The 20,489-nt window shown below is 72.4% G+C and carries 18 protein-coding genes; 9 read left to right on the top strand and 9 right to left on the bottom strand.

Annotated elements, in window-relative coordinates; all coding sequences use genetic code 11:
* Positions 1-70 precede the first annotated feature (70 nt).
* The 3 genes from OHA34_RS25835 to OHA34_RS25845 all read right to left on the bottom strand — a co-directional run bounded on the left by OHA34_RS25835 (position 71) and on the right by OHA34_RS25845 (position 2,892).
* Positions 71-937, bottom strand: coding sequence for a GbsR/MarR family transcriptional regulator (locus OHA34_RS25835; protein WP_329519171.1), 867 nt, complete (start codon positions 935-937; stop codon positions 71-73).
* Positions 938-1,000: 63 nt separating this feature from the next.
* Positions 1,001-1,648, bottom strand: a complete 648-nt coding sequence (locus OHA34_RS25840; protein WP_329519172.1) for a response regulator transcription factor — start codon at positions 1,646-1,648, stop codon at positions 1,001-1,003.
* Positions 1,633-2,892, bottom strand: coding sequence for a sensor histidine kinase (locus tag OHA34_RS25845; RefSeq protein WP_329519173.1), 1,260 nt, complete (start codon positions 2,890-2,892; stop codon positions 1,633-1,635). The genes OHA34_RS25840 and OHA34_RS25845 overlap by 16 nt, the downstream gene beginning before the upstream one ends.
* 407 nt (positions 2,893-3,299) lie before the next feature.
* Between OHA34_RS25845 and OHA34_RS25850 the strand changes: the two genes are divergently transcribed.
* From OHA34_RS25850 to OHA34_RS25860, 3 genes are all read left to right on the top strand, one after another.
* Positions 3,300-4,592 carry an alpha/beta fold hydrolase gene (locus OHA34_RS25850; protein WP_285939009.1) on the top strand — a complete coding sequence of 431 codons (1,293 nt, stop codon included), beginning with the start codon at positions 3,300-3,302 and terminating at the stop codon, positions 4,590-4,592.
* A 409-nt stretch (positions 4,593-5,001) separates the two neighbouring features.
* Positions 5,002-5,931: an ABC transporter ATP-binding protein gene (locus OHA34_RS25855; RefSeq protein WP_285939008.1), complete on the top strand. Its 930-nt coding sequence runs from the start codon at positions 5,002-5,004 to the stop codon at positions 5,929-5,931.
* Positions 5,928-6,770, top strand: coding sequence for an ABC transporter permease (locus OHA34_RS25860; RefSeq protein ID WP_285939007.1), 843 nt, complete (start codon positions 5,928-5,930; stop codon positions 6,768-6,770). The genes OHA34_RS25855 and OHA34_RS25860 overlap by 4 nt, the downstream gene beginning before the upstream one ends.
* Positions 6,771-6,829: 59 nt before the next feature.
* On the opposite strand, the gene OHA34_RS25865 is transcribed toward OHA34_RS25860, so the two are convergent.
* Positions 6,830-7,546, bottom strand: coding sequence for a hypothetical protein (locus OHA34_RS25865; RefSeq protein ID WP_329519174.1), 717 nt, complete (start codon positions 7,544-7,546; stop codon positions 6,830-6,832).
* 354 nt (positions 7,547-7,900) lie between these two features.
* Between OHA34_RS25865 and OHA34_RS25870 the strand changes: the two genes are divergently transcribed.
* Positions 7,901-9,202, top strand: coding sequence for an alpha/beta hydrolase family protein (locus tag OHA34_RS25870; RefSeq protein ID WP_329519175.1), 1,302 nt, complete (start codon positions 7,901-7,903; stop codon positions 9,200-9,202).
* Between the two features lie 75 nt (positions 9,203-9,277).
* Here OHA34_RS25870 and OHA34_RS25875 read toward each other — a convergent pair whose 3' ends face one another.
* Positions 9,278-11,719, bottom strand: a complete 2,442-nt coding sequence (locus OHA34_RS25875) for an ABC transporter permease (RefSeq protein WP_329519176.1) — start codon at positions 11,717-11,719, stop codon at positions 9,278-9,280.
* Positions 11,716-12,447, bottom strand: a complete 732-nt coding sequence (locus OHA34_RS25880) for an ABC transporter ATP-binding protein (RefSeq protein ID WP_285939003.1) — start codon at positions 12,445-12,447, stop codon at positions 11,716-11,718. Before OHA34_RS25880 ends, OHA34_RS25875 begins: the two co-directional genes overlap by 4 nt.
* Before the next feature lie 207 nt (positions 12,448-12,654).
* Here OHA34_RS25880 and OHA34_RS25885 point away from each other — a divergent pair, with 207 nt between their 5' ends.
* The gene (locus OHA34_RS25885; RefSeq protein ID WP_285939002.1) at positions 12,655-13,881 is read left to right on the top strand and encodes a sensor histidine kinase; all 1,227 of its coding nucleotides are present in this window, start codon (positions 12,655-12,657) and stop codon (positions 13,879-13,881) included.
* Between the two features lie 50 nt (positions 13,882-13,931).
* Here OHA34_RS25885 and OHA34_RS25890 read toward each other — a convergent pair whose 3' ends face one another.
* Positions 13,932-14,933, bottom strand: a complete 1,002-nt coding sequence (locus OHA34_RS25890) for a UDP-glucuronic acid decarboxylase family protein (RefSeq protein ID WP_329522448.1) — start codon at positions 14,931-14,933, stop codon at positions 13,932-13,934.
* Between OHA34_RS25890 and OHA34_RS25895 the strand changes: the two genes are divergently transcribed.
* Genes OHA34_RS25895 through OHA34_RS25905 form a run of 3 tightly spaced genes read left to right on the top strand, consistent with a single transcriptional unit; the run spans position 14,850 to position 17,678 of the window.
* Entirely contained in the window at positions 14,850-15,053 is a 204-nt protein-coding gene (locus OHA34_RS25895) for a hypothetical protein (RefSeq protein WP_285940116.1), read from the top strand. The genes OHA34_RS25890 and OHA34_RS25895 overlap by 84 nt on opposite strands.
* A 32-nt stretch (positions 15,054-15,085) precedes the next feature.
* Entirely contained in the window at positions 15,086-16,771 is a 1,686-nt protein-coding gene (locus OHA34_RS25900) for a glycosyltransferase (protein WP_329519177.1), read from the top strand.
* The gene (locus tag OHA34_RS25905) at positions 16,752-17,678 is read left to right on the top strand and encodes a phosphotransferase family protein (RefSeq protein ID WP_329522449.1); all 927 of its coding nucleotides are present in this window, start codon (positions 16,752-16,754) and stop codon (positions 17,676-17,678) included. Before OHA34_RS25900 ends, OHA34_RS25905 begins: the two co-directional genes overlap by 20 nt.
* 35 nt (positions 17,679-17,713) lie before the next feature.
* Here the strand turns inward: OHA34_RS25905 and fabG are convergent, their stop codons facing one another.
* Positions 17,714-18,445: a 3-oxoacyl-ACP reductase FabG gene (gene fabG / locus OHA34_RS25910; RefSeq protein WP_329519178.1), complete on the bottom strand. Its 732-nt coding sequence runs from the start codon at positions 18,443-18,445 to the stop codon at positions 17,714-17,716.
* Positions 18,446-18,471: 26 nt separating this feature from the next.
* Positions 18,472-19,620: an acyl-CoA dehydrogenase family protein gene (locus tag OHA34_RS25915; RefSeq protein WP_329519179.1), complete on the bottom strand. Its 1,149-nt coding sequence runs from the start codon at positions 19,618-19,620 to the stop codon at positions 18,472-18,474.
* A gap of 184 nt (positions 19,621-19,804) precedes the next feature.
* On the opposite strand from OHA34_RS25915, the gene OHA34_RS25920 reads away from it, so the two are divergent.
* Positions 19,805-20,419 (top strand): TetR/AcrR family transcriptional regulator, encoded by a 615-nt coding sequence (locus tag OHA34_RS25920; RefSeq protein ID WP_329519180.1) that lies wholly within the window; start codon positions 19,805-19,807, stop codon positions 20,417-20,419.
* The last annotated feature ends 70 nt before the right edge of the window (positions 20,420-20,489 follow it).

Here is a 20,489-nt window from a genome sequence, read left to right on the forward strand (position 1 = left end):
GGGAATGCCGCCCACATCTGACAAGCGCGGCACCGCCCCAACCCCGGACCCGGACATTCCGCCGCTGCGATCAGCGGTCGGGGCGGCCCAGGGCCTTCCGCTGGGCCGGGGTGAGCCGGTCGGCGGTGGCGTCCAGCGCGGTGGTCACGCGGTCCAGGGGCCAGCCCAGCGCGGCGGCCAGCCGGGGCGCGGCGGGCGGAGCGCCGGCGTGCACGAGGGCGGCGAGCACGGTCAGCGCGTCGTCGACGACGCTCGCGGAAGGGGTGCCGGCCATGTCGTCGCCGAGCTGCGCGAAGAACCGGCCCATGACCGCCAGCCGGGCTCCGGCGGGCGTGCCCGCACCGAGGATCCCGACGCCCTGCCGGGCCGCGTCCGACCACAGGGTGTTCTTCTGGGCGCTCGCCGTCCACGCCCGGATCCAGACGTCGTCGTCGACGTGGTACCGCTCGCGCCGCACCCGGAGGTCGCGTTCGCGCCGGACGAGGCCCAGCCCCTCCAGGTAGCCGATGGCCTTGGACACCGACGCGGGACTGACCCGCAGATGCCGGACCAGCTCGCCCGCGGTGAGGCTGCCGGTGTCGGCGGCGAACAGGCAGGTGAGCACCCGGGCCGGCATCCGCGGGACGCCCGTCTCGGTCATCAGGGTCGCGAACTGCTCCAGGAACCCGCGCACCGCCTCCGGGTCGCGTCCGTACGCGCCGACCGCGGCGGACGGCTCCGGCGGCGCCGCGGGCCTGTGGCGCCGGGCGCGTCCTCCCGTGGCCTGGTGCGCCTCGTCGGCCCGGTAGCCGCCGCGCCCGCCGTTCCTGGACACCTCGCGGCTGACGGTGGACGTCGGCCGGCCCAGCCGCCTGGCGATCTCGGCGTACCCGAGCCCTCCGGCCAGTCCCGAGGCGATGTGGCGGCGCTCCTGGCGGGTCAGCCTGTCTCCCGGCATCCATGCCCCCTTCCGCTGGTCGCCGGACCGGTGCCGGACGAGTGGTGGCGTGCCCGGACCGGGCTAGGACCTGTTCAGATAGGTGAGGACGGCGAGGACGCGGCGGTTGCCGTCGTCGTCGTCGGTGAGGCCGAGCTTGCCGAACATGGAGGTCGTGTACTTGCTGATGGCGCTCTCGCTGAGGAAGAGGCGGCGGCCGATCGCCTGGTTGGACAGCCCCTCGGCCATGAGGCCCAGCACGGAGTACTCGCGTTCGGTGAGCCGCTCGAGACCCCGGTTCGGCGACCGGTTGGACAGCAGCTTCGCGATGACGGCCGGGTCCATGGCGGTGCCGCCGCCCGCGACGCGCTCCAGGGCGCCGATGAACTGGTCGGCGTCGAACACGCTCTCCTTGAGGAGGTAGCCGATGCCGCCGGAGCCGTCGGCCAGGAGCTCCCGGGCGTAGAGCTGCTCGACGTGCTGGGAGAGGATGAGGACCGGCAGGCCGGGCATCTCGCCGCGGGCGGCGAGGGCCGCCCGCAGGCCCTCGTCCGACTGGGTCGGCGGCATGCGGACGTCGATGACCGACACATCCGGGCGCCACGTCCGCAGCGCGTCGAGCGTCTCGGGCCCGGTGGACGCCGTCGCGACCACCTGGTGCCCGCACGCCTCGATCAGGCGGACCATCCCGTCGCGCAGGAGGTAGAGGTCTTCGGCTACAACGATTCGCATGGCAGCGCCATCCTCACACGGGTCGGGCCGCCCCGCGGGCTGGTGATCTCCAGGGTGCCGTCGAAGACCGCGAGGCGGCGGCGCAGTCCGGCGAGCCCGCCGCCCGCCCGGTCGCCGGCCCCGCCCCGGCCGTCGTCCTCGACCCCGACGACGATGCCGGCGCCGTCGTGGACGAGGGAGACGCGCGCCCGGGACGCCTGGGCGTGCCTGACCGCGTTGGTCAGCAGCTCGGCGACGCCGAAGTAGACGGCGGACTCGATCGGCGCGTCCAGGGACAGCGGGGTGTCGGCGCTGACGGCCACGTCGAGGGGGATGTCCAGGGCGAGCGCGCGGACGGCGTCGACGAGTCCGCGCTCGGTCAGCACCGCCGGGCTGATGCCCTGGACCAGCTCGCGGAGCTCGGCCAGCGAGGCGGTGGCGCCGGCCCGCGCGTCCCGCAGCAGTGCCCTGGCCTGCTCGGGGTCGCTCTCCAGCAGCACGTCCGCGGTCGCCAGGGAGAGCCCGAGGGCGACGAGGCGGGCCTGTGCCCCGTCGTGCAGGTCCCGTTCGATCCGGCGGATCTCGGCGGCCTGCGCGACCGTGGTGTCCGCGCGCTGGGCCGTCAGCTCGTCCACCCGGTCCGCCATCGCCATCGCGGGCGAGGGGCGCAGGAAGCGGGCGGTCACCGGCACGATGGGCCGCCAGGCGTACGGGGCCCCGGCGACGGCCGCGACCAGGCCGAGCACCCCGGCGACGCGCGCGGCCGGTCCCGGCTGGACGAGGCCGAGGACCGCCACGGCCGCTCCGGCCGGCGGGAGGGCCGCGACCAGGCCCGCGGTGAGCGGCGCGATCACCGTGAACCGCAGGTCACGCCAGTTGGCGGGGTCGTTCCACCGGACCCGCCACCGCTGGTCCAGGCGAGCGTCGCGGTCGGTGCGCTCGTAGCCGAAGCCGTTCCACCAGTACCCGGTGGACATCTGCGTCACCGGCCCGGCCTGCCGGTATCCGGCGGGGACGACGGTGCCGGTCCACTTCGCGACGAGGAGGCGGACCATCCCGCAGACCGGGCGGGGCAGGAGGAGCGCGCCAACGCAGACCAGCACGAACGGGGCCAACCACGACCACGGGTTACCCGCCCCCCACCAGATCCCCAGCGCTACAGCGCCGGCCCACACGGCCGGAACCAGCATGCTGACGACGGTCACGGCGCACGCCCGTACGAACCCCACACCGGCCCGCGCCGGCCATGGACCCAGCAGTCTCATGCTTCTTCCTTCACGCTCCGCTCGATGCTCTCACTCTGCACCGCGCGCAGCCCGCCGAGGCCCTGGTGGGGCCGGGAGTGGGCCTGGCCCCACCCACCCGTGTGCCCAGGGGGGCCGCAGAATCGGGCCGCGCGGGCCGTCCATGATCATTTAAGGTGTGCCTTGTCGGGCTGTCGATCGTTTCTGGGGTGCGAGCGACGTCGGTCGATCGGACCGCCTCTCCGCGGTGTTTTCGGGTGACGCCGGCGCGGGAGCCGGCCGATCGGCTGATGTTCGGCGGCAAGCTCATCGGCCACAGCGGCCCCGAGTGATCTCACTTCACCTGACCACACACCGATCCCCCGACTCGACCCAGAGCCGCGCGTTCTCTTTCCCGCCGGCCCGGCCTCACCAGGAGAATCGGCAACATGTCGACATCACGCCGATACGGCACCGTGCTCACTGACCACACCTTCACCGTCCCTCTTGATCATGATCGGCCCGATGGCCGGCAGATCCAGGTGTATGCGCGCGAAGTGCGCGCCGCTGGAGAAGCGAGCAAGGACCTTCCTTGGTTGTTGTTCTTGGGCGGCGGCCCCGGATCGGCCGCCCCCCGCCCGATGGGCGGCGAAGGCTGGCTGCACCGAGCCATGCAGGACTACCGCGTGCTGATGCTGGACCAGCGTGGCACCGGCCGGTCCACCCCCGTCGACCACCGTCTCCTGGCCCAGATCGGCGATCCGGACGCCCAGGCGCACTACCTGTCGCACTTCCGCGCCGACTCGATCGTGCGGGACGCCGAGATGATCCGCCGGTCACTGATCGGGGACCGGCCGTGGAGCGTGCTGGGACAGAGTTTCGGTGGCCTGTGCACAGTCACCTACCTCTCCTTCGCTCCGCAGGGGCTGGCCGAGGCGTTCATCACCGGCGGACTTCCCGGCGTGCGCGCTTCCGCCGACGACGTCTACCGCGCGCTGTATCCCCGGGTCCTCGCCAAGAACGCCGAACACTTCGACCGCTTCCCGGGCGACGCCGAGCAAGCCCGCACCGTCGCCCGGTACCTGCGGGACCATCAGGTCGTTCTGCCGAGCGGCAGGCCGCTGACCGTGGAGACCTTTCAGTCTTTGGGCAACATCCTCGGCGGTGGCGACGGCAGCCGGTGCCTGCACTATCTCCTCGAAGACCCCTTCACCGGCGGAACCGAACCATCAGACGCCTTTCTGTCCGAGGTCGACCGGGAACTGTCCGGGATCGCGGGAGGACCGCTGTACTCCCTGTTGCATGAGGCGACCTACGCCCAGGGGGAAGGCGCCACACAGTGGTCGGCTCAACGCGTCCGAAGTGAGTTCCCCGCCTTCGACGCCGCCGCGGCTCTCGACTCGGGCGCGCCCTTCCTGTTCACCGGCGAGATGATCTACCCCTGGATGTTCGACACCGACCCGACGCTACGGCCGTTCCGCCAGGCGGCACACCTGATCGCCGAACGTAGGACCTGGCCCGCCCTCTATGACACCGACCGCCTGCGCGACAACGCCGTACCCGTCGCCGCCGCCATCTATTACGACGACATGTACCTCGATCGCGACCTGTCGATCGCCACCGCTCAGACCATCCGCGGCCTGAAGCCCTGGATTACCAACGAGTACCAGCACAACGGCCTGCGTGCGAGCAACGGAGTCGTCCTGGATCACCTCATCGCCCTGATCCGCGAAACGCCGTGAAACTCGCTTTATCCAGCAAGTCGCATCCGTCCAGTTGCGAAATCCGGACCCACCTGGGCCCTTGATGTCACCCGGCTGGACCGACTGCCCCGCTCGGTGCCGCACCTGTAGGAGTTCCGGACCAAGGCCCCCCATCGCGCCGTCCTCAACGTCCCCGCCTCCCTCACGTCCGGAAGCAGGCCCGCGCCCTGGATCTACCTCATGGCGCGGGCCTGGGCCGGGGCGGCGCGTTCACCGCCAGTCCATTGCAACGAGATCTCGGCAGGGTCATTGCATTCACGTCCAACGTCATTGCAATAATCACTGTGAGCACGTGACTTATGGCGATGAATATGTTGACGAGATCTGAAATGCAACGTAGCTTTCACTTGCTCCTGAAGGTCGATGGGCGGGGTGAGGGCGAGATGCGATGACGGCGGCGAGCGAGGAGGTCGTGCTCGATGTCGACGGGCTGCGCATGCGCTACGGCACGGCCGACGTCCTGCATGACGTGACGTTCCGGGCACGCCATGGCGAGGTGCTGGCCCTGCTCGGGCCGAACGGGGCGGGCAAGACCACCACGATCGAGATCTTGGAGGGATTCCGGATGCGGTCGGCCGGACGGGTCGAGGTGCTCGGCACCGATCCGGCGCACGGCACCGAGCGGTGGCGGGCGCGGGTGGGGGTCGTCCTGCAATCGTGGCGCGACCACGGCAAATGGCGGGTGCGCGAGCTGCTCGCGCATCTCGGTTCCTACTACGCAGGCCATTCCACCGAGCTGGTCCGGCGCCCCTGGGACGCGGGCGAGCTCGTCGCGGCGGTCGGCCTCACCGAGCACGCCGACAAGAGGGTCAGGACGCTCTCCGGCGGGCAGCGGCGCCGGCTCGACGTGGCGATCGGCATCGTCGGCCGGCCCGACCTGCTGTTCCTGGACGAGCCCACCGTCGGGTTCGACCCGGAGGCCCGGCGCGAGTTCCACGACCTCGTGCGCGGCCTCGCCGCGGAGCACCGGACCACGGTCCTGCTCACCACCCACGACCTGGACGAGGCCGAGCGGCTGGCCGACCGCATCATGATCCTCAACGGTGGGCGGATCGTCGCCGACGGCACCGCCGCCGAGCTCGGCCGGCGGATCGCGGGCCGGGACGAGGTGCGCTGGACCCGTGGCGGGGAGCGGTTCACCCGGTCCACCGCCGAGTCCACCAGGTTCGTCTTCGAGCTGTTCCGCGAGTACGGCGAATCGATCAGCGAACTGGAGGTCAGGCGGTCCTCGCTGGAGGACACCTACCTCGCGCTGGTGCACCGGGCCGAGTCCGGCCCGCGCGCGGCGGCGGACGGATCGCGGGAGGCGGCCCGATGACCCTCGTCGCGCTGCGTGCGGGCTGGTCCCGCGGGCTGATCGAGCTGCGCCAGTCGTTCACCAACGGCGGCGACCTGTGGAACCACTTCTTCTGGCCGGTGTCGATGCTGGTCGTCATGTTCTTCCTGCGCGATCTGTCGTTCGGGCACTCGGGGTTCCTGCTCGGCACCCTCGTCCTGCCGAGCATCGTCGGCATGAACGTCGCGGTCGGCATGGTCTCCATGAGCCAGCAGCTCACCGCCGAGCGCGAGGACGGCACGCTGCTCCGCGCGAAGGCGGTGCCGGACGGGGTGCCCGGCTACCTGATCGGGAAGATGGTCTCGGTGTCCGGCGGCCTGGTCGCCGACCTCGCGATCTTCATGGTCCCCGGAATGCTCCTCATCGACGGCCTGGCCATCGGCGACCCGGGCTCCTGGCTGACCCTGGCCTGGGTGCTGGTCCTGGGCCTGGCGGCGTCCCTGCCGATCGGCGCGGTGCTCGGATCGGTGTTCTCCAACGCGCGCGCCCAGGGCCTGATGATGCTCCCCACCCTGGGCATGATCGCGATCTCCGGGATCTTCTACCCGATCGCGTCGCTGCCCGGCTGGCTGCAAGGGATCGCGCAGGTCTTCCCGTTCTACTGGCTCGGCCTCGGCATGCGCTCGGCGCTGCTCCCGGACGCGGCGGCCGGCGTCGAGATCGGCGACTCCTGGCGGCACCTGGAGACCGTCGGAGTACTGGGCGCCTGGGCCGTCCTCGGCATGGCCGTGGCGCCGGTCGTCCTGCGCAGGATGGCCCGCCGGGAGTCGGGGTCGAGCGTGGCCAGGCGCCGCGAGAAGGCCATGCAGCGCGTCGGCTAGGGCCGGATTCCTGGATCAGGTGCGGAGCCGGACGAGCGGGGCGGCGAGTGCTCGCCAGTTCACGATGGCGTCATGCACCGGCGGGGAAGCGCGACCCTTCCGGGGTGGTGCTCGAACCTATCCATGACCAGCCACTCGTCCAGCTCGGGGTCGTAGAGATTCTGGACACCGAATTGCAGCACCTGCCAGAAGGTGCCTGGATTGTGCTGGTCGACGTAGATGTCGCCGATCCCGAGCGGGAATCGGAGATGGTTCCCCGGAGGTAGCTGCGGCACGACGGCACCGACCCTCCAGTGATTCACCTGCCGCCGCGGATTCCGTTGCAGGGTCTCCCGCCCGACGAACCGTGCTGTCTTGAGTTTCTGGTTCAACAGGCCCAGATTGAATCCTGGGATTCTCGAACACTGATGCTCGTTGAGACCGGGCCATTTATAGGTCAGCGTGTAGAGCGAGTTCCGGTAGATCAGGTTCGTGAACCAAATCGGATACTGCGGGCCGCCCGCGACCATTTGGCTGTCGCCGTCTCTGCCCGCCCAGGTGAACGGGACCGTTATGCCCAGATCCCGGACGATCCATTTGCCGGTCCCGCGGAAATTTCGCGGGAGCTGAGGTGGTCGTGGCGCGTGCGAGCCGGGCTTCGCGGCCTTGGTGTCGCCTGACGGCGTAAGCCCGGTCCGATCTGCGGCAAGGACTGGCGGCAGGGCCACTGGGACGACGACGAATATTCCGGCAAGTGCCCCCGACGCGGCCACTCGACGTACGAATGTCCAACTCATGGCCCCCCCGCTGCCGCGTCGCACGCCGTCGTGGCGCACATTGAGACGCGGCCGTGTTCCTGCAACGTCCCCGGCACTGGAAGATCAATACCCCACGGGCAGGTCATGGTCGTTCTAACAGGGCCCGAATTGTGGGCGTTGGTGAACCTTCTGCCGCCGAAGCCGAGCGGGCTCGACGGCCGGGCCGGCGCATCCCGGCCGTTGACGCCGGCCGCCCAGGGTCGGTCCCGGAGGGCGGGTCAGGGTTGTCCCCGGTCCTACCCTGGCCTCGTGCTCGCGGCCTGGTGCCGCCCTCACCCCGGTGCGACTCTCAGTCGACGATCTCCAATCACCGACTGGCGGCAGGGGAACTGTATGAGCGCAAGGACACGCGGCCTGATACGCCGTCCGGCACGCGGGTGGGCACTGGCCGCGGCCGGGACGGCGGGGCTGGTGCTCGCCACGGCGGGAGTGGCCGTGGCGAACGGGCACGGCGACGCCCCCGCCACCGCATCGGCGGCGAAGGCCGCCCTGACGGCCGCCGGGGAGCGGAAGGGCCGGGTGGAACTGAAGCTGCCCGCGCCGTCCGGCCCGCGGCGGATCGGGACCACGTCGCTGCATCTGGTCGACCGTTCGCGACGGGACCCGTGGCTCTCGTCCCGGTCGCCACGCGAGCTGATGGTCAGCGTCTGGTACCCGGCCGGACGGACGCAGGGCCTGCGGCGCGCGGCCTGGCTCCCGCCCGCGTCGCTGGAGCTGTACCGGAAGGAGACCGGCCAGACCCTTCAGATACCGATGGACGACGTCGACTTCCCGACGACGCACGCCTTCCAGGACGCTCCGGCCGAGGCCCGCGCCGGCGGCAACCCGGTGGTGCTCTTCTCCCCGGGCTACGGCGGGCAGCGCGCCCTCAACACGTCGCTGGTGGAGGACCTGGCCAGCCGGGGCTACGTGGTCGTCACCATCGACCACACCTACGAGACCCCGTTCGTGGAGTTCCCCGGCGGCAGGCTCGAGTTCGCCAAGCAGCCGTCCGACCCGTCCGAGGAGGACTACGCCAAGGCCCTAAGGGTCCGCGAGGCCGACACCAAGTTCGTCCTGAACCAGCTCACGAAGCTGAACGCGGGGAAGAACCCCGACGCCGAGCACCGCCGCCTGCCGCAGGGGCTGCGGGGCGGCCTCGACCTGGCCAGGACCGGCATGTTCGGGCATTCGCTCGGCGGTGACACCGCCGCGGAGGTCATGGCGCAGGACCGCCGGATCCGCGCCGGCGTCGACCTGGACGGCAGCATCATCGGACCCGTCAAGTCCACCGGCCTCGACCGTCCGTTCATGCTGATGGGCAACGCCACGCACGGACGCGACAACGACTCGTCCTGGGAGGACTTCTGGGCCAACCTGCGCGGGTGGCGCCTCGACCTGCGCCTGCGCGACTCCGCGCACCACACCTACACCGACCTGTCCCCGCTGTCGCAGCAGATCGCCAAGGCGCGCCCGCTCTCGCCGCAGGTGATCGCCAAGATAGAGGCGGCCATCGGGACCGTCGACGCGGACCGGGCCGTCGCCGCCCAGCGCGCCTACCTGGGCGCCTTCTTCGACCTGCACCTGCGCCACCGCGACGGGGACCTGCTGAAGAGCCCCTCGCCGCGCTACCCGGAGATCGAGTTCATCCCCTGACCCCCGACTCCCCCTCACCTATGAGCCCGCCCCGCCCCGCCCGGCTGTTCCGCGGCGGGGCGGGGCTGCGCGGCTTCAGGAGGCGGAGATCTTGGGGGAGGTGCGGCGGCGCAGCATCGCGTGTGCCGGGAGGAGGATCGCGGCGGCGCCGGAGCCGGCGACGCCGAGGAGGAGCAGCGCGACCGTCACGGGGGAGACCGCAGGCACCGGGAGCCCGGTGACCGCCATGGCGAGCGCCATCAGCGTCACCGTGACGATGAGGACTCCGGTGGCGGCGCCGGTGCCGAGGATGATCGCCGCTTCCAGACGCAGCATCCGCAGCACCTGCCGACGCGTCCCGCCGACCAGGCGCAGCAGGGCGAACTCGCGCCGCCGCGCCGCCGTCGCCAGCGCCAGCGTGGTGACCAGGCCGATGACGATGAACCCGCCGATCGCCAGGACGACCACGTAGCCGACGAAGCCCTGGAGCCGGAGCTGCTGGGAGAACCTGGCGCCGAACTCGGCGCGGTCCATGGCGTGGACTCCGGTGTAGGCGGCGCCGACCGGCCGGAGGTCGGCCTTCCCCTTGACCAGGACGTTGTCGTCCAGGCTCGTGGAGGAGTGCGCGGCGACCACGGCATGGGGGAGCAGCACGTCGCCGAAGCCGAGACCGCGCTCGTACAGCGCGACCACGCGGGGCTTGATGAGGGTTCCGTCGCCGAGCCAGAGCGGGGCCGTGGAACCGACGCGGAGGCCGCCGGCGACGTCCCGGCTGAGCGCGACGGTTCCGTCGCGCAGGTCGCCGATCCGGCCGGCGGTCGGCTTCGGGTCCATCGTCGCCTCGAACCCGGCGCCGATGCCCCGGGCGGTCAGGGATTGCAGGTTCTTCTCGCCCAGCTCCTTGACCGCCATCACCACGGTGGTGTTCTTGACCGGCGTGGCGGCGGCGACGCCGGGCACCCGGCGGGCGGCGTCGGCGGCGCCCTGCGGGAGCCCGGGACCGGCCGACACCAGGACCTGGTCGGCGCGGTTGCCCGCGGCGGCCTGCTCGGCCGTCGCCTGGACGACCGTGGTCTGCGCGAACAACTGGGTGCCGGCGAACGCGATGGCCAGCGCGACCGGAGTGATGACCGACCCCGCGCGCAGGGCGGCGGCGCCGCTCGCGTGCTGGGCCATCCGCCCGCTCACCGGCGCCACCAGCCGGACGGCGCGGCCCAGCACCCGGTTGCCGAACCCGGCCACCACCGGGCCGAGCAGGGCGGTCGCGGTGATCAGGGAGATGACCAGGCCGCCGATCGAGGCGTTCGCGGTGGGCCCGGTGGTCGTGGTGGACGCGCCGAGCGCGCTCAGCCCGAGGATCAGGAACACCACGCCGGTGACGGCGCGCCAGCGCGGCAGCCCGGCGGGGTCGACGGCGGCCTCGCCCAGCGCCTGGACGGGACGGATCCGCGAGGTCCGCAGCGAGGCCGCCAGCGCGGTCAGGAGCGCGGCGAGCAGCGTGACGCCGAACGCGGCCAGCGCCGGCAGGGGGCTGAGGGACAGGTCGAAGCCGTCCGGCAGGACGCCCTTGTGGACCATCGCGGCGTGCATCCCGGCGCCGAGCGCCAGTGAGAGGACGCCGCCGAGCAGGGCCGCGGGCAGCCCGGCCGCCAGCGTCTCGCGCAGGAGCCGCCGGCGCACCTGCCAGGGCGTCGCGCCGATCGCGCGGAGCAGCGCGAACTCGCGCGACCGCTCCCGCACCGACAGGGCGATCAGCCCGCCCACGACCACCAGCGCCGTCATCACCGCGACGCCGCCGATCGACGCGCCCAGTCCGAGGATGTCGGGCCGGGCGGCGGACACCGCCACGTCCTCGGCGTCGCCGCGCGCCGGGCCGGTGGCGACGGTGAGGCCGGGCGCGGCCTTCTCGAGGGCGGCGGGGGAGACCGTGGCGTCCGCGAGCACGGCCAGGGCGTCGACCTGGCCGGGGTGGCCGTACAGGGCCGCCGCCGTCGCGGTGGTGAAGAACGCCGCGTCCGGTCCGGACGGCACCAGCCCGGTGACCCGGTACCGCTGGGGCGACCCGTTCATCTGCAACCGGACCTGCCCGCCCGGCGCGACACCGGCCGACCGGCTCAGGACGACCTCGTCCGGTGCCTGCGGGGCCCGCCCGGCGCTCAGCCGGTAGGGGCGGAGGGCGGCCGAGTCCCAGCCGTGGCCGTTCAGCACCTGCCCCGAGGGCGCCAGGACGGGGAAGGACACGTCCGCGACCACGCCCCGGACGCCGGGGACGGTCCGCAGCCGCTGCGCCACGGCAGCCTGGACCCGGGTGTGCTCGGCCAGCGGGCGGCTCTGCTCCTCCGGCCCCTCGCCGATCCGCTTCACCCGCACCTTGACGCTCTGCCGCCCCGTCACGACCGCCTCGGCGGCGCCGAACCGCTCGACCGGCGCGTGCGCCCGCGCCGCCGACTCCACCAGCACCCCGCACGCGCCGATCAGCGCGGCGGCGAACAGCAGCGCCGCGAACACCCCGGCGAACGCGCCCTTGTTCCTCGTCACAGCGACTCCCAGCGGGACGCCACGGCGGCGGCGGTCGGGCGGAGCATCTCGTCGACGATCCGGCCGCGGCTGAGGAACACGGCCGAGTCGGCCCAGGCCGCCGCCAGCGGGTCGTGGGTCACCAGCACGAGCGTCTGGCCGGTCGTGTCGACCGCCTCGCGCAGGAGCCGGAGGACCTCGCGGGCCGTGCGCGGGTCGAGCGCCCCCGTCGGCTCGTCGGCGAAGACCACCTCGGGGCGGGTCACCAGGGCGCGGGCCAGCGCCGCGCGCTGCTGCTGGCCGCCCGACAGCTCGGACGGGCGGTGCCGCAGCCGGTCGGCCAGCCCGACCCGGCGCACCACCTCCGCCAGCCACGCCGGGTCGGCCTCCAGGCCGCCGAGCTGGAGCGGGAGCGTGATGTTCTGCTCGACGTCCATGGACGGGATCAGGTTGAAGTCCTGGAAGACGAAGCCGATCCGCTTGCGCCGCAGCAGCGTCCGCTTGGCCTCGCTGAGCCGGCCGATGTCGACCCCGCCGATCCGGACGCCGCCCTCGCTGGGCCGGTCGAGCCCCGACGCGCAGTGCAGGAAGGTGCTCTTGCCCGACCCGGACGGCCCCATGACCGCGGTGAAGCCGCCTCGCGGGAACGTCCACGTGACGCCGTCCAGGGCGCGGACGGCGCCGTAGGTCTTGGTCACCGACTCCAGGCGCACCGCCTCCGCGGTCGCCTGGACTGTAGTGGTGGTCATGTTTCCCTCCGGGTGGGCGGCGTCTCTCACCTGGTCGAATCTAGGTTTCGGAGGGGGGCGGGCACATGAGCGCACACTCCCGAACCGCTGGTGTAGCCCGCTACACCAGCGGTCGGGGGGCACGCCCCGGTGTGCCGGGCCTCGTGCGCTCTTAGCGTGAACGTGACGTGAGGGCTCCGTGCCTTTCCCGGCGAGCCGCGAGGTGACATGAACAAGCCCCTGAGGCGCAGCGCGGACGCGACCGGCCGGCTGGTCGTGAGCCTGCGCACGTCCGTGCCCGCGCTGATCGGCCTCGTGCCGCTGACGGCGTTCGTGCTGCTGCTGGTCATCGCGCTGCCCTGGCTGCCGGACGCCGTGAAGCCGCTGCGCGCGCTCGCGAACGCCGAGCGGCGCCGGGCGGGGGCGCTGCTGGGCCGCGAGATCCCCGAGCCGTACCGGCGGTCGCGGGGCGGCGGCCTGGAGCAGGGGAAGGTCCTGGTCAGGTCCCCGGTGGTGTGGCGGGACGCGGCCTGGATGGCGGCGCACGGGCTCACCGGCGTGATGATGACCGTCGTCGCGGTGTCGCTGTGGCCGGCGCTCCCCTACGGGCTCTCCCTGCCGCTGTGGTGGTGGGCGGCGCCGGCGGGATCGCAGTCCGCGTTCGTCACGCTCGACAGCTGGACGAAGGCGCTGACGCTGCCGTTCCTCCAGGTGGCCCTGTACGTTTTCCTGCTGGTGTGGCTGGTGCCGCGGTTCGCGCGCTGGCAGGCCCAGATGTCGGAGGCGCTGCTGCGTCCCACCCGCGGCACCAGCCTCGCCGAGCGCGTCGAGCAGCTCGCCGAGACGCGCGCCGACGCCCTGGAGGCGCACGGCGCCGAGCTGCGCCGCATCGAACGGGACCTGCACGACGGCACCCAGGCCCAGCTCGTCGCCGTCGCGCTGCGCCTCGGGCTCGCCGACCGGCGGTTCGAGGCCGATCCCGGGGCGGCCCGCGCGCTCTTCCTGGAGGCGCGGGAGGGGGTGGAGGAGGCCCTCACCCAGTTGCGGGCGGTGATCCGCGGCATCTACCCGCCCATCCTGGCCGACCGGGGCCTGGACGGGGCGCTCCGGGCGCTCGCGGCCGGGCAGCCGATCCCGGTCGAGACCGAGTTCGACACCGGACGGGCGCCCGCGGCGGTCGAGGCCGCCGCCTACTTCGTCGTCGCCGAGGCGCTCACCAACATCGCCAAGCACAGCGGCGCGGGCCACGCCCGCGTCACGGTCCGCCGCGAGGGCGCGCGCCTGCGGATCGTCGCGCAGGACGACGGCAGGGGCGGCGCCGAGCCGGGGGCGGAGGCGGGCAGCGGCCTGGCGGGCATCCGCCGCCGGGTGGCGGCGCTCGACGGATCCACCCGCATCGACAGCCCGCGCGGGGCGGGCACGACGCTCCGCGTGGACCTGCCGTGCGGATCATGACCGCCGGGCCCGGTGGCCGGGCCGGGGACCGGGTCTTGGGGGACGGTCGCTCAGGCCCCGATCGAGGGAACCGGGCCCGGCGCCCCTCCCCGGGGCCGCCCGGCCGCGAGCCGCTCCTCGAACCAGGCGATGGTGCGCTGGAGACCCTCGGAGCAGGGGACCTTCGGCGCCCAGCCGAGGGCCTCGCGGGCGACGGCCGTGTCGGGCCGACGCATCCGTGGGTCGTCCACCGGGCTGTCGACCAGGTCGATCGGTGAGCGGGACCCGGCGAGCCCGCGGACGTGCATGGCGAGGTCGAGCATCGTCACCTCCTCGGTGCCGCCGATGTTGACGGGGCCGGGGTGCCGGCCGCCCGCGAGCGCGAGGACGCCGTCGACGGTGTCGTCGACGTAGCAGATGGACCGGGTCTGGCGGCCGTCGCCGGTCACCGTGATGGGCTCCCCGGACAGCGCCTGGCGGATGAACGTGGGGATGGCGCGCCCGTCGCCCGGCCGCATCCGCGGGCCGAAGGTGTTGAAGATCCGGACGATCGCGGTGTCGACGCCGTGGCTCGCCCGGTACGCCGTGGTCAGCGCCTCGGCGAAGCGCTTCGCCTCGTCGTAGACGCTGCGCGGGCCGACCGGATTGACGTTTCCCCAGTACGACTCCCGCTGCGGGTGCTCGAGCGGATCCCCGTACACCTCCGAGGTGGACGCGAGCACGAACCGCGCCCGCTTCTCGCGGGCGAGGTCGAGCGCGTGCAGGGTGCCGATGCTGCCGACCTTGAGGGTGTGGATCGGCAGCCGCAGGTAGTCGGCCGGGGACGCGGGCGAGGCGAAATGGAGCACCAGGTCGACCGGGCCGTGAACCTGGACGGCGGTGGTGACGTCACAGTGGATGAGCCGGAATCGCTCGTCCGCGATGAGGTGCGCGACGTTGGACCGCGATCCGGTGATGAAGTTGTCGAGGCACAGCACCTCAATTCCCCGGTGCAGGAGGCGCTCGCAGAGGTGGGATCCGAGAAATCCGGCGCCGCCGGTCACTACGGCGCGCTGGAACGGGCGATGCGGCAGATCGTGCACATTTACCACCAGGTTCGTCCGACTGAGCGTCACATCTCAGGTGAGATCCGCCGGCATGCCGGGACGCCGCAGCATGCCGGCCAGTGTAATCCGCTCCCCGAAGTTTCGTGAGGAATCCCTGGAGAAGTGACCTCGTCCGGCGGATGATCGGTGCCATCCTGGTCGCGGCGTCGCTGGTGTATATCGGGTGGATCGTCGTCGACATGACGATCATCGATCTCTGGCTGTCCCTTCCTTTTCTGCTGGCGAACACATTTCTGGTTCTGCTGCTTTTCGTCACCGTCCACAACAACTGGCACCGGCTGCCGCCGGCCGTTTCCGCGCCCGCGCCGTTCGCTGAGCCGCTGGTGGCCGTCATCGTTCCCACCTACAACGAGCCGGTCGACATGGTGCGGCGCACGCTCGAAAGCGTGCTCGCCCAGGATTGGCCGCACGACCGGCTCGCCGTGGTGGTCGGTGATGACGGCCACCGCGCGGCCGTGCGCGACATGGTCCAGGCCCTCGGCGAACGGTTCCCGTCGGTCCTTCTCCATTACCATTCGCCGCCGCTCACGCGCACATCCGAGCGGCGGGGCGACGCCAAGGACGGCAATCTCAACTCGATGCTCGAATTCGTCGTGCGCGCGCATCCGGCCGTCGAGTTCGTCGAGACGCGCGACGCCGACGACCTGGTCGGCGATCCGGAATTCCTGCGGTACACGGTCGGCCACCTCGTCCACCGGCCGCGGATCGCGTTCGTGCAGACGGTCAAGGACGCGGTGGTGAGCCCCGGCGACCCGTTCGGGAACCGGCGGAGGTTCTTCTACCGGGGCATCCTGCTTTCGCGCGCCGCCACCGATTCGGTGTTCCCGTGCGGCAGTGGCCTGGTGTGGCGGAGGACGCACCTGGAGCGGATCGGCGGGTTCCCCACCTGGAATCTCGTCGAGGACCTCTACTCCGGCTACGTGGCCCTCCAACACGGCCTGCACGGGGCGTACCTGCCCATCGACGGCGCCATCGGCCAGGTCGCGCCGGAGGACGTCCCGAACGTCTACAAACAGCTCGGCACGTGGGCGCTCGACACGCTGAGGATCTTCTTCTGGAAGTCGCCGATGACGGCCCGGGGACTGTCGTTCCGGCAGCGGCTCCAGTTCCTGGAAATGGGCCTCTTCTACCTGTCCAGCATCCCCACCCTGATGCTGATCCTGACGCCGGCGTTCTGCCTGCTCTTCGACGTCCGGTTGTTCCGGGCCGACGTCGTTGCGCACATCGGGTACTCCCTCTTCTATGTCACGCTGCTCAGCCTGTACATGTTCGTCCTCGGAAATGGAACGTCCTGGATGGAGGTGTGGCGGGCCAAACAGATGTGGGTGGGCATGGCATTCGTCTACACCAACGCCTGCCTGCGCGCCGTCCTCTACGGGCCGCGGCGTAAACCGGAATACCGCGTGACGCGCAAGGTGCCGCTGGCGGGCGTGCACCTGAAGGAGGTCGCCCCGCAGATCGTCCTGGTTCTGCTCCTGGCCGGAGCATTGGTCCGCCACGTCGCGCAGAAGTACCCGGGTGGGCTGCTCGCCGGAACCGACCTGGGGTCGGTCTTCTGGGTGGTGAACTACGGCGTCCTGCTCCTCGGCTTCATCCGGCGGAGCTGGTTCGGCGCCGGACGGAGAATGCGAGAGGAAGGGCATGGACACGTCGGCACGCCTCTACTCGGAACGCCTCGGACGGATATCCGGGCACCAGCTCCAGGCGGCTCTCGACCACTTCCGGCTTGGCCGCCTGATTCACGCCGAGCCGATTCCGCACGGGCACTTCGGGCAGAATCTCTTCCTGACGAGCAGCACCGGTGAACATGTGCTGCGCGGAAACCCCCATTACCCCGGGCAGTTCCAGGCCGAGCACTTCTACACGCGCGCCCTGTCCCAGGGCACCCGGGTCCCGGTGCCCTGGCCGTACCGGATCGACACGGGCACCGGGATCTTCGGCTGGAGCTACGCCGTCATGCCGCGGATGCCCGGCCTGCACCTGTCCGACCCGGAGGTCCGCGACCGCCTGGAGCCCGCGCAGAGGATGGAGGTGGCCCGCGCGCTCGGCGAGAACCTCGCCGAGATGCACGCGCTCACCTGGGACCATCCCGGCCGCTACCACCCGGCCGCCCAGGCCGTCGTCCCCCTGGAGCCGGCCGACGCCTCCGCCTGGGCGCTGCCGGATCCCGCGCGGACGTACCCCGGGCCGTCGGAGTACGGCAGGTGGGCGGCGGACCGCGTCCAAGCCCGGCTCGCCACCGCATGCGCGCACGACCGGGGCGCGACCACCTCCGCCGACCTGGCCTGGGCCGGGTCCGTCATGGCGGCCGGGGCCCCGGCGATCGCCGTCCCCTTCCAGCCCCGCCTGGTCATGGAGGACTACAAGGAGGGCAACCTGGTCGTCGTCCACGATGGCGGGAGGTGGACGGTCGGCGGCGTCTTCGACCTCGCCCAGTCCTACTTCGGCGACGCCGAGTCCGATCTGCCGCGGACGCTCTGCTCCTACCTCGACGAGGGCCCCGAGCCGGCCCGCGCCTTCCTGACCGCCTACCTGGCGCGGAGGCCGCCCAGGCCGGGCTTCCCCCAGCGGGCCGCGGCCTACCTGCTGCTCGACCGCGCCCTGCTGTGGGAGTTCTTCCAGCGCCGGGGGCTGCGCTGGTGGCCCGAGGCGTGGACCTTCCGCGACTGGGCGGGCCGCTACCTGGACCTCATGCGGTCGACCTGCCTGTGACACCGGCGTCAGGGTGACGGCGGCCGAGCGTGCCTCTAGCGGGCGCCTCCGTTGATGTAGAGGGTCTGGCCGCTGACGTAGGACGCGTCGTCGCTGGCCAGGAACGCGATGGCGGCGGCGACCTCCTCCGGCCGTCCGACCCGGCCGAGGGGGGTGCGGCCGGCGGCCGACCGCTGGTGCTCCTCGGGCGTCGCGCCGACGCGGGTGGCGGTGGCGGCGGTCATCTCGGTGGCGATGTAGCCGGGCGCGACGGCGTTGACGTTGATCCCGTACGGGCCGAGCTCGATCGCGAGGGTGGCGGTCAGCGCCTGGATCCCGGCCTTGGCGGCGGCGTAGTTGGCCTGGCCGCGGTTGCCGAGGGCGGACCGGCTGCTCAGCGAGACGATCTTGCCGGAGCGCTGCCGGACCATCTGCCGCTGCGCGGCCTGGCAGCAGTGGAAGGCGCCGGTCAGGTTGACGGCCAGGACCGCGTCCCAGTCGGCCTTGGGCAGCTTGAACAGCAGGTTGTCGCGGGTGATCCCGGCGTTGTTGACCAGGACGTCGATCGCGTCCAGCCCGGCGAAGGCCGCCTCGACCGCGGCCTGGTCGGTGACGTCGCACGCGATCGAGGTCGCGGCCGGGCCGATCCGCGCGGCGGTGTCCGCCGCGCCGTGCAGGTCGAGCAGCACGACCCGCGCGCCCTCGCCCGCGAGCCGCTCGGCGGTCGCCGCGCCGATGCCGCGGGCGGCGCCGGTGATAACGGCGACCTTTCCAGTGAACCTGTCCATGGGGGCTCCTTCGGTGTGCGGTGGGGTCAGAACGCGTTCACGCCGGTGAGGTCGCGGCCGATCAGCAGCTTGTGGATCTGGCTGGTGCCCTCGTAGAGGGTCATCACGCGGGCGTCCCGCAGGTACTTGCCGACCGGGTACTCGTCGATGTAGCCGTAGCCGCCGAACACCTGGAGCGCGTTGTTGGCCGCGCGCACCGCGGCCTCGCTCGCGAACAGCTTGGCCTTGGACGACTCGGTGGCGAACGGCAGGCCGCGGTCGATCAGGTCGGCGACCCGCCACACCAGCAGCCGGGCGGCGTCGACGTCGAGCGCGATGTCGGCCAGCAGCTCCTGGACGAGCTGCCGGGACGCGATCGGCCGGCCGAACTGCTCCCGCTGCCCCGCGTACCGGACGGCCTCGTCCAGGCACGCCTGCGCGATGCCGACGCAGCCGGCCGCGACCGACATCCGGCCCTTGGCGAGCGCCGCCATCGCGACGGAGAAGCCCTTGCCCTCGGGGCCGAGTCGCGCGGTGCCGGGCACCCGGACGCCGTCCAGGACGAGTTCGGCGGTCGCCTGGCCGCGCAGGCCGAGCTTGCCGTGGATCTCCCGGGCGGTGAACCCGGCGGCGGTGGTCGGGACGAGGAAGGCGGTGATCCCGCGGTGGCCGGGCTCGCCGGTGCGGGCGAACACCAGCGCGACGTCGGCCCAGGTCCCGTTGGTGATGAACGTCTTGGTGCCGGTGAGCACCCAGTCGTCGCCGTCGCGGACGGCGCGGGTGGTGAGCGAGGCGGCGTCGGAGCCGGTGCCGGGCTCGGTGAGCGCGAAGCAGCCGAGCGCCTCGCCGGCGGTCAGCCGCGGCAGCCATTCCCGCTTCTGCGCGTCGTCGCCGTACCCGCTGATCGACTTGGCGACCAGGCCGAGCGACACCGACACGATGCCGCGCACCGCCGAATCGCCGCGGCCGAGCTCCTCCAGGACCAGGCAGTACGACAGGTGGTCGCCGCCGGAGCCGCCGTGCTCCTCGGGCAGCGTCATGCCGAGGAAGCCGATCTCGCCGAGGCGGCCGACGATCGCGCGGTCCACCGACTCGGCGCGGTCCCAGGCGCCGGCATGCGGCGCGATCTCCCGGTCGGCGAACTCGGCGGCCAGCCGCCGCAGCGCGTCCTGCTCGTCGGACAGCTCCAGGTTCATCCGGCCACTCCAAACTAGCGGTGCAAGTTTTCGGCAGGTTAACCATGGTTAAACTAGCGATGCAAGTTTTTCGGCGGACGGACTGGCGGATGGGACGATGGCCGTCCGTCCGGGCCGGCCGGCCCGAATCCCGGAGGTGACCGTGGCCAGGCCGAGCCGACCGCTGCTCAGTCAGGAACGCATCGTGGCGACCGCGCTGGCGCTGGTCGACGCCGAGGGCCTGGACGCGGTGTCGACCCGGCGGCTGGCAGCCGAGCTCGGGGTGAGCGGGCCGTCCCTGTACAACCACGTCGCCACCAAAACCGAGCTGCTCGACGCGGTGGTGGACGCGGTCCTCGGCGAGGTGGACCTGTCGATGTTCCCCGGCGCCGGGCCCTCCGGCGCCGGCTGGCGCCCCGCGCTGGAGGCGTGGGCCCGGTCCTACCGCGCGGCGCTCGCGGCCCACCCCAAGATCGTGCCCGCGCTCGCGCAGAGCCCGGGGTACCGTCCCAACGCGCTGCGCCTGGCCGACGCCGTGTTCGGCGGGCTGGTCGAGGCCGGTTGGCCGCGCCGCGAGGCGACCTGGGTCGGCGCGCTGATGCGCTTCTTCATCATCGGCTCGGCCCTGGGATCGTTCGCCGGGGGCTTCCCCGCAGACCCCGACCTCTATAAGGGCGACTATCCGCACCTGGGCGAGGCGCACCTGCTCGCCGGACGCGGCAGGCGGGTCGACGAGGGCGCCTTCGAGGCCGGGCTCAAGGCGCTTCTCGACGGCCTCGAGCTCCAGTTCGCCGCGCTCGCGGCGTCCGGCCGCCGCTAGAACGGCGCGCGCCGGCGTCTGGACCCGCGACGGCGCCCGCGCCCACCGCTTCTACAGCGGGTCAAGTCGG

The organism is Spirillospora sp. NBC_01491, from assembly GCF_036227065.1.
GTDB classification, from domain to species: domain Bacteria; phylum Actinomycetota; class Actinomycetes; order Streptosporangiales; family Streptosporangiaceae; genus Spirillospora; species Spirillospora xylanilytica.